Source organism: Bacillus cereus group sp. MYBK95-2, assembly GCF_051915225.1.
Lineage (GTDB): Bacteria > Bacillota > Bacilli > Bacillales > Bacillaceae_G > Bacillus_A > Bacillus_A cereus.
Map to the genome: position 1 here is coordinate 1,121,688 of NZ_JBQAEH010000001.1, position 12,844 is coordinate 1,134,531.

Genomic DNA, 12,844 nt, shown 5'->3' on the forward strand with positions numbered 1-12,844 from the left:
TTTAGTTTTCTTATTATTCTAACATTTATATTTCAAAACGCGTACCAATATATCAACGATTTTTGAAATATATCGAACACAACTCCATATATATCGACGTTTCAACATTAATGCACAACCACGACAACATAAAAAAGACGCACAGCCAAGCTATGCGTCTTTTCTATTATTTCTCTGCAACTTGAACTTCTTTTACGTAAGCCGCTTCGAATTTTTGGATGTCACCTGCGCCCATGAAAATTAGAACGCCGTTTTTATGTTTCTTTAATACATCCGTTGTTGTATCTGTAATTAATTCTGCACCGTCAATACGCTTTTGCAGATCTTCGATTGTTAATTCACCTTTGTTTTCACGTGCTGATCCGAAAATATCACATAAGTATACTTGGTCAGCTTTGCTTAGGCTTTCTGCGAACTCATCTAAGAACTTTTCTGTACGTGAGAATGTATGTGGCTGGAATACAGCGACAATTTCACGCTCTGGATGTTTTTGACGAGCAGCTTCAATCGTTGCATTAATCTCTGTCGGATGGTGTGCGTAGTCATCGATGATTACTTGCTCTCCCATCGGCTTTTCATTAAAGCGACGTTTTACGCCTTCAAAAGTTGTTAATTGATGTTTTACTGCTTCTACATCAACATTTTCATAATGGCAAAGCGCGATTACTGCTAACGCATTTAATACGCTGTGATTGCCGTATCCTGTAATTTTGAACGTATCATAGTACGTGTTACGAACGAATACATCAAATATCGTACCATCTGTTCTCTTTTGAATGTTGCGTGCTTGGAAATCATTATCTTCTCCAAATCCATAGAAAATAACAGGTACTTTCGCTTGAATTTTTTGAAGTTCTTCATCATCTCCACATGCAATAATGCCTTTTTTCACTTGCAATGCCATCTCTTGGAATGCACTGAATACATCATTGATGTCTGCAAAATAATCTGGATGATCAAAATCAATATTCGTCATAATTGCATAGTCTGGATTATAAGACAAGAAATGACGACGATACTCACAAGCTTCAAATACAAAATACTTACTATTTTCTACCCCATGCCCTGTTCCATCTCCAATAAGGTAAGATGTTGGGTGTGCACCTTGCATTACATGGGCTAACAAACCTGTTGTTGATGTTTTTCCGTGTGCACCAGTTACAGCAACACTTGTGTATTGGCTCATCAGGTCACCTAAGAAATGATGGTAACGATGGACTGGGATGTTTAATTCTTTTGCTGCTACGATTTCTTCATGCGTATCAGGAAATGCATTTCCTGCAATAATCACTTGTCCTTCTTCTACATTATTCTTATCAAAAGGAAGGATCGAGATACTACGCTTTTCCAACGCTGTTTGTGTAAAGAAACGCTTTTCATAATCAGACCCTTGAACAGTATGCTTCATATCATGAAGAATTTGCGCTAATGAACTCATTCCTGTTCCTTTAATTCCTACAAAATGGTAAACTGTCATCTTAAAGAACCTCCAACATTTCGAACTAATACAACGGCCTATCTATAAGACAGTATATGAATCTTTTCTTATTTTGGTAATCATCATACATTTTTGATGTAGTGAAGTTATTCTTTCCCTTCACTTATCAGGATAAACTCGTACGTACTTCTTTATATGTCCATAATAAGTCCATTATAGCAAAAAAGAAGCCGCTATACTATGATAACAGAAAAACTGATAGGGTCAATCACCTATCAGTTTTTCTCTCTTTTACATCTCTTCTCTTTTTTCTAATTGAACACGCTCTAAACGTGGGTTTGGACGATATTTACGACCAGCTTTTGCTTCTGGTTTCCCATTTAGTTCTACATTATCACCAGTAAAGCCAATATTCATTTTTAATAAGCTACTTCCTACCCCGTATATGTCAACAGGTACGTTTTGAGCTTCAAATTCACGAATACGCTTCTCATCAAATCCACCAGTTACAACGATGTCTACATGCTGGAATCCTTCTTCATCAAGTGCTTTACGAAGTGCGAATACAAGCGATGGGTTTACACCGCGTGGATCGAATGTTCCAAGTACTTCTGGGTGGCGAATAAAGTATTGATCAATCATCGTGCGGGACGTATCTACACGTACACCTTTTAATGTTGATCCAAATTCACGCGCTACGCGAAGTGCATCTGTAATGACATCATTGTTGTAATCAATTAATACAACTAATTCATCTTCTGGGAATTTCTTATGATATGCTTTTGCCGCTTCCACAACATCACCATTAAACATTTGAATTAATGCGTGAGGCATCGTCCCCATACCACTTTTGCCCCACCATTCATTCATCGCATGCGTCGCTTGTGCGCTCATACCTCCGATGTATGCTGCATAACCGTCACCAGCTTGTTGTGTATAATGATCATCACGGTCTCCCATGAAAATAACTGGTTTTTCTTTATCTACGCTACGCGCAGCTTGGACAACGTTATATACGTTTGTCGCAACCGATGTACGACGAGCTAAAATCCCATCAATGACACCTTCTAAAAATCCGAAATTTTCATAAGGGCCATGAATTGTTAACACTGTTTCAAATGGACTAATTTTATCGCCATCTTTTAAAGAGTTAATCTCAAGTTCCTCAGGATTTTTAGCGAATGTTTGTAGCAATGCAATTACTTCATCCGTTCCACAAAGAACTGCATTTTCCTTTTGGAAAAATTGCATCGTTACAACACTTTTCGGGCGAAATTCTTCGATGATTTCTCTAGTCTTTAAAAAGTAAACGGCAGAGAACCAACCTTCTCCAACACGTTCGTCAAATTTAAATGTTTTATTTGTTAGTCTATTTATTTCACCTTTTAATTTTAATTCAATTTCTTTCATGTCGCTTTACTCCCTACTTTACTATCCAACATTTTCTCTTAGTATACAGCAAAACCGTTTACTATACATTTGTTTCCTGCATAGCGGCAAATTCATCCTCAGAAATAAGGACATCTCTCGGTTTCGTTCCTCTACCTTCAGAAATAATTCCTTGCGATTCCATCTCTTCAATGAGACGTGCCGCGCGATTATAACCGATGCGGAATTTTCGCTGTACAGAAGATGTGGACGCTCCCCCTTGTTCTACAACAAATTGACATGCATCAAGGAACAATTCGTCTTCCGACTCAGCTTGTTCTGTTTTCGCTAATAAATCCTCTTGCTTAAATAAGTAATTCGGCTTCATTTGCTTTTTCACATGATCAACTGTTTTTTCAATCTCATCATCCGATACGTATACACCTTGTACACGAACTGGTTTAGATGTACCGTTCCCTAAGAATAACATATCACCACGGCCAAGTAATTTCTCCGCGCCCCCAATATCAATAATCGTACGCGAATCAACTTGAGATGATACAGTAAACGCAATACGCGTTGGAATGTTTGACTTAATTAAACCTGTAATAACATCTACAGATGGACGCTGCGTCGCTACTAATAAATGAATACCACAAGCACGTGCTTTTTGCGCAATACGACAAATCGCTTCCTCAACATCACCAGGTGCTACCATCATTAAATCGGCTAACTCGTCAATGACAATAACGATATAAGGTAATGTCTCTCCTGGAATTTCTCGCTCACTTACAATCGTATTGTAGCGAGTTAAATCACGAGCACCTGCGTGTGCAAACAATTCATAACGGCGTTCCATTTCCTCAACTGCCCATTTTAATGCAGCTGTCGCTGCTTTTACATCCGTAATAACAGGTGCTACAAGATGCGGAACAGAATTGTATGGTGCAAGCTCAACCATCTTCGGATCAATTAACATTAACTTCACTTCATGTGGTTTCGCTTTATATAAAATACTCGTTAAAATCGCGTTAATACACACACTTTTACCTGAACCCGTTGCACCCGCAATAAGTCCGTGCGGCATTTTTCGAATATCCGTTACAATTGGGTCCCCTGAAATATCAAGTCCAAGCGCAACAGTAAGCGGTGATTCACTCTTTGTGAATACAGGACTTCTTAAAATTTCGCGAAGAAATACTGGCTTGCTTTCTTTATTTGGAACTTCAATTCCAATTGCACTCTTCCCTGGAATCGGCGCTTCAATACGAATATCTTTCGCAGCTAAACTTAACTTAATATCATCACTTAAGTTTGTAATTTTATTTACTTTCACACCTGGGTCTGGCTGTACTTCAAAACGAGTTACCGCTGGCCCTTGCGATACATTAATAACATGTGCGCCAACGTGAAAATTATTAAACGTTGTATCTAATAATTCTTTCTGCTCCTCTAACCATTCTGTATTATCTAACGCTGATTGCTGTGGAATCGACAACAGCGCTAATGGTGGAACAGTATATGTCGGTGGTGTATGCAATACATTTCGCATATCGTTCTCTCTTTGATTTACAACATATGCTTTCTCTTGTACTTCCGTACTTGAAATTGGCTTTTGTACTTGCTCTACCACTACTTGCTGCATTGGTTGCTCTTCCACTTGTGGTTCTGCTACTACTTGCTGCACTGGGCGTTCTTCCACTTGTGGTTCTGCTACTTGCTGCACTGGGCGCTCTTCCACTTGTGGTTCTACTACCACCTGCTGCACTGGGCGCTCTTCCACTTGTGGTTCTACTACCACCTGCTGCACTGGACGTTCTTCCACTTGTGGTTCTACTACCACCTGCTGCATTGGGTTTTCTTCCACTTGTGGTTCTGCTACTACTTGCTGCACTGGGCGTTCTTCCACTTGTGGTTCTGCTACTTGCTGCACTGGGCGTTCTTCCACTTGTGGTTCTGCTACCTCTTGTTGTACTGGCTTATTCTCTACTCGTACATTAGCAGAAGGCTGCATTGCATTTGCTCTAGCTGCATGTCTTTCCATTAATCGTGTTCTATCTTGTTTCAACATAACAACATTAAATGGTACATGGCGCTTTTTCTCACGTTTTGGTTCTTCTTTTTGTACAACTGGTTGCTCTTCTGCGATTGGTGTTTCTTCTACAACTCGTTGCTCTTCTACGACTGGCGCTTCTTCTACAACTCGTTGCTCTTCTGCGACCTGTGCTTCTTCTACAACTCGTCTATTTTCCTCTGTTTCTGCAATTAAAACATTCGCAAAGCTTTGAACATCTTTCTTCGTTTGTTCATCAGCCTCAGCAACATGTATGAATTCACTCTTTTGTTCAATTGCTTCATCTTCTTGCTGAATTTCCTCAAGTGCTACAAATGTCTCTACTACAGGCGCTTTTGTTTCTGCAATCACTTCTGTTTCTTCTGCTTCCGCAATTACTTCCACTTCTTCTAGCTCTTTCGCTTCCGCAATTACTTCCACTTCTTCTGACTCTTTCGCTTCCGCAATTACTTCCACTTCTTCTGTTTCTGCAATTACTTCCACTTCTTCTGACTCTTCTGTTTCTGCAATTACTTCCACTTCTTCTGACTCTTTCGCTTCCGCAATTACTTCCACTTCTTCTGACTCTTTCGCTTCCGCAATTACTTCCACTTCTTCTGACTCTTCTGTTTCTACAATCACTTCTACTTCTTCTGCTTCCGCAATTACTTCCACTTCTTCTGTTTCCATAACTACTTCTTCTGGCTCTTTCGTTTCCGCAATTACTTCCACTTCTTCCGTTTCCGCAATTACTTCCACTTCTTCTGTTTCCATAACTACTTCTTCTGGCTCTTTCGTTTCTGCAATTACTTCCACTTCTTCCGTTTCCGCAATTACTTCCACTTCTTCTGACCCTTCTGCTTCCACTTCTTCAGGTGCCTCTGTTTCCATAACTACTTCTTCAAGCTCTTCCGTTTCTGCAATTACTTCTACTTTTGACACTTCTTCTGGTATTTCCACAATGATTGTTTCTTCAAGTTTTTCTTCTGCTTTGACAATCACTGATTCTTCTGGAGCTTGCTTTTCTACTTCAATAGTAGGTTGTTTTATTTCTGTGTTACGTTTAATTTCTTCTGATAATATTGTATCCTCGTGCTCTACTTTAGAAGCTACTAATTCTTCTTGTAGATTGTTTTCGTTTAACACCACTACATCTTTTTCTAGCTTAGCACTTTCCATCTGCTCAGCTACTGTTTTATGAAGTAATTCATCCGCTGAAACTTCCTGCGGTGTACTCATTTCTTGAATCACTTCTTTTTCTTCTACTAAAGGCACTTGGCGTTCAATTTCATAACCGTTTTTCTCTAGCCATTGATCAACTACTGACTTTTCTTCCTTTTTATTCTCTTCATATTGTTGCTCTCCTTGCTGGTTAGCAGCTCTATGACTAGAAGAAGTTGGTGCTTGTCCTTCTGAGAAATCAGATAATTTATATCCTTTTTTCTCTAACCATGCATCAACGACTGATTTACCCTCTACAGATATTTCAAGGTCTTCTCTTTCCTTTACTTCCTCCTGCTTTTCTTCCTTTTTCTCTACTGAAGGACGATTATATCCATAAATTGGCGAAATCATTTCTGTTGGACGAAATGGTCTACGGTTACTCTCTTGCGAAGGTGCAGATGCCTTTTTAACGACAGACTCCCGCACCGGTTCATATTGCACTTCCGGCTCTTCATATGTAGAAACTACCTTTTCCACATACGGTCGTCTGCTTCTTTCCACCTTTATTCCTCTTTGGGCAGTAGGTTCTTCATATGTTACTCCTTGAATAGGTTGTTCTTCGAAGCGATTTACTTCGCTTTCATCCTCTTCATCGAACCCATTATCCGGTACTAAAGGAAAACGGCATTTACCTGCATTCCTACTTGCCATTTGTGCTTCTCTTGCTTCAGTGTAGTGGTTTACACGAGGAATTTTCGGCTGACTTTCAATTTGCTTTGGTACTTCTTTATTCATCGCTGTTTGTTCTTCCTCTTTGTTAAACAGCTTTTTCATCCAATCTAACATGCTTACCACTCTTTCTACTAAATAGTAACATCCTTTATTGTATCAGCATTCGGCAAAAAGTGCAGGTAAAATTAAGCATGTCATATTTATCCACAATATTCTAATTTACGAGTGTTTCATATGGAAAAACGCAGCCTTTCATGTAAGACTGCGCTTAAGCTTTACTCTTCCGATATACATCTATACTATCCGTTACACTTTGCAATAAAGAATTTACATACTGCGGGTCAGATAATTTTTTATCTTCTTCATGGTTTGACATAAACCCAAGTTCTAATAACACACCAGGAACCTTTGCCCAATTAAATCCAGAAAGATCATCCCGAAATTTAATTCCATTTACTTTTACTTGCTGGTTCTCCCTCATTTTATTTACAATCATTTGAGAGATTTGAAGACTTTCCGCATAAATCTCTTTCGTATACGGACTTCCTTCTGCCGGCGTCAATACAGCAAATCCACTTTCGTTTGGATTTTCAGAACCATCTGCATGAAGACGTAAAAATAAATTCGCCTTATGATTATTTGCGAATGTCGCCCGTTCTTTATTACTTATATCAACGTCTTGTGATGTTCTCGTCATTAATACTTGTATCCCTTTTGCTTCAAGCTTTTCTTTTAATAAAAAAGCCATTTCTAATACAAGTACAGCCTCTCTCTTTTTCGTCACAACACCTGTTGTACCGTCTGTCACTTTATATTTTTGCGTTGTTGCCCCTGGTCCAATTGGCTCTAAATTTAAATTCGCTTTTTGTTGATGCCCTGGATCAATAACGACGAGAAACTTCTCTTGTTTTTCATTACTCCCTACTTTTTGTTCATTATTTTGCACTGGTTGCTCAGTTGGCTGTACTGGCGTAGTTTCTTCTTTCTTTTCCTCAGATGATACTTCCTCTTGCTTATGTTCTACTTGCTCATTCGTTTGAATTGCTTGCAATTCTTCGTTTATTTCTTGTTCTTGCTGTTTTTCTACCGGTGCGTCTTCTTTGGTATCTTTGTTTTTCTCTTGTATAGAAGATGTAGTTTCTTTTTTCGGCTGCTCTTGTGAACAACCGGCCATATATATTCCAATGAATGCAATCATGCTCATTATTTTTATATACTTCATACTTCTCTCCCATCACTTTGCACCGGATTCAAAGTTTTTCTTATAATTGCCCTATAATCTCATCCATATTTCCAATATAAACTGGCTGCCATTTTTCTGTACCACGTTCTGCAGTATAAACCGGATAAGCGTCATCATCTATATTTACGAAAACTGGATCGCCCATATCCGTTTCATATCCAATTGTAATCCATCCTTCTTGCCACTTTCCGTTTTCTTCACTTATTAATGAATTTTTATGTTTATCGTATCGGTAACCGATTTGTCCTTTTTCTAATTCACTTTCACTAAACACATATATTTCATAAGTACCTAGCTCAATATCTTGCTGTTTTGAAGTTTCAATTCGTTTTAGAAGTTCTGCGATTTTTATTTGTTGTTTCATACGTCTATCCCCTTCTATTTTTCTAAATTTTAACTAGTTTGTTTATAAAATACAATATAGATTTTAAGAAAAAAGGTGACATCCTTATAATATGAATGATTTTTTGAATATATCTGTCACAACTCTACATATATCAACGATTTTTCAAATATATCTATCGTAACTCTACATATATCAACGATTTTTCAAATATATCTATCGTAACTCTACATATATCAACGATTTTTCAAATATATCTATCGTAACTCTACATATATCAACGATTCGACACGGAATATCGACTTACCAACAAAAAATGACAAAACAAAAAGAGAGGCTGCCCAAAAGGACAACCTCTCTTTTCTTATATCAATTAAAATTTAAACTCTTGTCCAACTTCAAAGCTATCTTCTAATACAAGAATACCTTTTTCTTGTGGAGCATCTGGAAGCTCTAATTCACGTGCAGAGCAGATCATTCCAGAAGAAGGAACACCGCGAAGTTCTGCTGGTTTAATTAACATACCACTTGGCATTACAGCACCAATTTTTGCAACGACAACTTTTTGTCCTGCATCAACGTTTGGTGCACCACATACGATTTGTAATGTTTCTGTACCGATTTCTACTTTACAGATGTTTAGCTTGTCAGCATTTGGATGCTTTTCTTTTTCAGCTACATAGCCTACAACAAATTTCGGAGAAAGATCTGCTTCTACTGTTTCTTCAAAGCCATTCTTCGCTAAAATTTCGTTGATTTTCTCTACAAGCTCTTTCGTTAATGTAAGGTTGCCTGTTTCTTTTACTTCTAAGTAAGAAGATGCATTAAAGATGTTGAATCCTGCTGTCTCGTTGCTTTCACGATCATATACGCGTGCAACATCTCCTTTGCGATCAAAAGTACGGTTCTCTAAAGTAATATCTTGTAAGGCAACAATTAAAGTGTCACCAATTCCTTCAAGGTTGTAAAAAACGTTCACTTCGTTCATCCTTTCTCTTTTCCATCTGTCTTCTTCCGATTTTTCGCTAAAATAAAGATTGGTTCAAATTCTCCATCTTCATATACGAATGAAAGTGATGTAATCGGAACATGCCCTTCGGCAAAAAATTTCATTGTCATTTGTGCAATAATATCATAACCGATTTCGTTGACGATATCAGCAATAATTAATACATCTTGGTGAGGAACAGCAACAACCATGTCACCAGAAATCTTTTCACGCATCGATTGTAGTAACGATTCGTTTAAAATACGAGTCGCGTCATACCCATCATTTGTGTTTAAAAAGTAGAATGTATTACCCGCTACTGTGTCTTGTTTAAATTCATAACCTAATGAGCGTGCGTTGAATAATGCCATTTCACGCACTTGCTGTTCTGTAAGTTCTAATTTTTGTAATAGACGCTCATCAATTAGTCGATACGTTTTATTCGAATCTAGCGCGTAGTAAATACGTGTTTCCGCCGTATGATCCGTCATAATAAACGGATTTCCTTCTTCTGCTTGTTTCGGGAAAGAAGTAGAGCGAATAACAGGTAAAATTTTCGCTCCGCTATTTTCTTCTTTATGCATCGCAATTAGCGCTTCTTGTACGTAATAAGCAACTTCTTCAATTGCCTTTTCCTTGTTCACTTCCCATTTTGCCACAACTCCTGGAAGCGATACGTTAATACCTTTTTTGGAGTCTTTTTGTTCAATACGTAAAACTTCTTTCTCACTATCATACTGAAAGTCCCATTCTGGGCGAGATAATTTCTTTATTAACTCATCTTTCATCTTTTTACTTGTCATCTTCATCTCTTTTTTCCTCCCTTCCAAAAAAATAACCTCCCCCGCGAAGGTAGAGGTTGTTTTACAATTCAATTGGCAAATTGCCTTATTTTAAACCTTCAATGAACTCTTCGATTTGTTCTTGTGTTTTACGATCTTTGTTTACATAGCGACCAGTTTCTTCACCTTTATTGTACGCTACAAAGCTCGGAATGCCAAATACGTCTAATTTTACACATAGATCAATAAACTCATCACGATCTACATAGTAAAATGAGAAATCACTATATTTCTCTTCTACTTCTGGCATAAATGGATCTACAAAGCGGCAGTCTGGGCACCATTCTGCTGAGAACATAAAGACTACATTCTCTTCATTTTTTAACTGTTGGAATTGCTCCATGCTTTCTAATGACTTCATCTATATTTCCTCCTCTAACGGGTGCATTTTTCATGTTATAATCTTTCTTTTATACTACCATACATCGCGCACGGTGCAAGGTTTATGCTTGCTTTTTGTCATACTTATATTGCCCAACTAACAACTTAACAACGTGTACAAATAATTCCGTGCGGTCGACATAATCATCTGTAAAAATACCGATAGCACCTTCGTGACTACGAATATCTTTTCGCTGCACAAACTCTTCCATCACTTCGCTCAATTCCTTACCATCTTCAAGAGGTGCTAAAAAATCGTCTGGTAACGTAATACGCGCTCCTCCGGCCACAAATACTTTCCCATCCATTGTTGCTAGCGCGCCCCAGTTACACATAAATAAACCGTGCTCCGTTTTCATTACGCCGCCTTCTAGCCCAATACCAATTGGAGCTTCTCCTTCCTCTAGCGCTCGCTTCGCTCTATTAATCGCTCCTTGCATCGTCTCTTCATCTGAGAAAGGCTGAGCTGATACTCCTGACGGAACAGAAAGAGATGTAATTTCAGCATCTTTCCAAACCTTCTCCACAGCGCCAACCTTCGTTTTATTCTTTGATCCTACTACTACTTTCATTTCGTTCACCTCTATAAAAATTCATCATTCTATTCTAATATCCCTATCAGATACGAATTAAGCATCAACCACTACCACATATCACCAAGTCATCTATTCAGCCTAAAAAAGAAGTTTTTTTCTAGCAACATTACCGTCTTCGAAAACAAAAACAGCCTTCCTCTCACTTCCTACTTGGGGTCTTCATACATCATTCGAACACCAATTAAGCACTGACCACTCCCACTCATCGCTGGGTCATCTATTCAATCTAAAAAAGAAGGTTTTTTCTAACAATATTACCGTCTTCAAAAACAAAAACAGCCTTCCTCTCACTTCCTACTTGGAGTCTTCATACATCATTCGAACACCAATTAAGCACTGACCGCTCCCACTCATCGCTGGGTCATCTATTCAATCTAAAAAAGAAGGTTTTTTCTAACAACATTACCGTCTTCAAAAACAAAAACAGCCTTCCTCTCTTTTCCTATCTAGGGTCTTAATACACCATTCGAGCACCAATTAGGCACTGACCGCTCCCACTCATCGCTGGGTCATCTATTCAATCTAAAAAAAGAAAGGCTCTTCAGCCCTTCTTCCTCTCTACGCGTTATTCTTAATTGTCTCTAACGTCGTTTTATCTGTTGTTCTTACAAGCTTCGTAATTAATTCTTTCGCCGCTGCATAATCATCAACATGTAAAATTGAAGCATGTGTATGAACGTAGCGCGCACAAACACCAATTACTGCTGATGGGATACCAGAGTTACTTGTATGTACACGGCCCGCATCTGTACCACCTTGTGAAATAAAGTATTGGTACGGAATGTTGTTTGTTTCTGCTGTATCTAAAATGAATTCGCGTATTCCTCTATGTGTTACCATTGTGCGATCGTAAATACGAAGAAGAGCACCTTTTCCTAATTGACCGAACTGTGTTTTGTCACCAGATGCATCGTTTGCTGGACTTGCATCAAGCGCATAGAAAATGTCTGGTTGAATCATATTTGCAGCGGTTTGCGCTCCGCGAAGACCTACTTCTTCTTGTACAGTAGCACCAGAATATAATGTATTTGGTAATGTTTCGTCTTTTAATTCTTTTAACAATTCGATTGCAAGACCACATCCGTAACGGTTGTCCCAAGCTTTCGCCATAATTTTCTTCTCATTTGCCATCGGTGTAAACGGGCAGATCGGCACGATTTGTTGTCCTGGTTTTACACCAATTTCAATCGCATCTTCATAACTATCTGCACCTATATCAATTAACATATTTTTTATATCCATCGGTTTTGCACGTTGCGCGTCACTTAATAAATGAGGAGGAATAGAACCAACAACCCCAATAACAGGACCATTCTTCGTCATAACTTGTACACGCTGTGCTAATAAAACTTGGCTCCACCAGCCGCCTAACGTTTGAAAACGAAGCATTCCGTTTTTCGTAATTTGCGTAACCATGAAACCTACTTCATCCATATGACCTGCTACAAGAACACGTGGGCCAGTTTCGTCCCCTTTTTTCAGACCAAATACGCTACCTAAACCGTCTTGTACAATTTCATCCGCATATTTGCTTAATTCTTGTTTCATAAAACGGCGTACATCATGTTCAAAACCTGATGCACCTTGTAATTCTGTTAACGTACGAAATAATTGTAATGTCTCTTTATTCACGAAGTCCCCTTCTTTCAAACCTTAGTAGAATACCTCTTTTATTGTAACGAAATTTTCGAAATGT

Annotated in this window: 10 protein-coding genes; all 10 read right to left on the reverse strand. The window is 38.4% G+C overall.

The features are described from left to right. Positions 1-166: 166 nt before the first annotated feature. Positions 167-1,477, reverse strand: coding sequence for a UDP-N-acetylmuramate--L-alanine ligase (gene murC, locus ACTFN4_RS05845; RefSeq protein WP_000219468.1), 1,311 nt, complete (start codon positions 1,475-1,477; stop codon positions 167-169). Positions 1,478-1,729: 252 nt separating this feature from the next. Beyond that, positions 1,730-2,848 carry a nicotinate phosphoribosyltransferase gene (locus ACTFN4_RS05850; protein ID WP_000658370.1) on the reverse strand — a complete coding sequence of 373 codons (1,119 nt, stop codon included), beginning with the start codon at positions 2,846-2,848 and terminating at the stop codon, positions 1,730-1,732. A gap of 61 nt (positions 2,849-2,909) precedes the next feature. After that, the gene (locus ACTFN4_RS05855) at positions 2,910-6,869 is read right to left on the reverse strand and encodes a DNA translocase FtsK (RefSeq protein WP_439962119.1); all 3,960 of its coding nucleotides are present in this window, start codon (positions 6,867-6,869) and stop codon (positions 2,910-2,912) included. A 154-nt stretch (positions 6,870-7,023) separates the two neighbouring features. Continuing rightward, the gene (locus ACTFN4_RS05860) at positions 7,024-7,977 is read right to left on the reverse strand and encodes an N-acetylmuramoyl-L-alanine amidase (RefSeq protein WP_257115700.1); all 954 of its coding nucleotides are present in this window, start codon (positions 7,975-7,977) and stop codon (positions 7,024-7,026) included. A gap of 40 nt (positions 7,978-8,017) precedes the next feature. Continuing rightward, the gene (locus ACTFN4_RS05865) at positions 8,018-8,362 is read right to left on the reverse strand and encodes a hypothetical protein (RefSeq protein WP_000813166.1); all 345 of its coding nucleotides are present in this window, start codon (positions 8,360-8,362) and stop codon (positions 8,018-8,020) included. Between the two features lie 352 nt (positions 8,363-8,714). Next, the gene (gene ytpR, locus ACTFN4_RS05870) at positions 8,715-9,329 is read right to left on the reverse strand and encodes a YtpR family tRNA-binding protein (protein ID WP_001006761.1); all 615 of its coding nucleotides are present in this window, start codon (positions 9,327-9,329) and stop codon (positions 8,715-8,717) included. Further along, positions 9,326-10,138 carry a DUF1444 domain-containing protein gene (locus ACTFN4_RS05875; RefSeq protein WP_000784588.1) on the reverse strand — a complete coding sequence of 271 codons (813 nt, stop codon included), beginning with the start codon at positions 10,136-10,138 and terminating at the stop codon, positions 9,326-9,328. Before ACTFN4_RS05875 ends, ytpR begins: the two co-directional genes overlap by 4 nt. A gap of 79 nt (positions 10,139-10,217) precedes the next feature. Continuing rightward, positions 10,218-10,532 carry a thioredoxin family protein gene (locus ACTFN4_RS05880; RefSeq protein WP_000838193.1) on the reverse strand — a complete coding sequence of 105 codons (315 nt, stop codon included), beginning with the start codon at positions 10,530-10,532 and terminating at the stop codon, positions 10,218-10,220. An 82-nt stretch (positions 10,533-10,614) separates the two neighbouring features. Beyond that, entirely contained in the window at positions 10,615-11,124 is a 510-nt protein-coding gene (locus tag ACTFN4_RS05885) for a DUF84 family protein (protein WP_000869940.1), read from the reverse strand. A 582-nt stretch (positions 11,125-11,706) separates the two neighbouring features. After that, positions 11,707-12,780: a M42 family metallopeptidase gene (locus ACTFN4_RS05890; RefSeq protein ID WP_001031514.1), complete on the reverse strand. Its 1,074-nt coding sequence runs from the start codon at positions 12,778-12,780 to the stop codon at positions 11,707-11,709. Between the last annotated feature and the right edge of the window lie 64 nt (positions 12,781-12,844).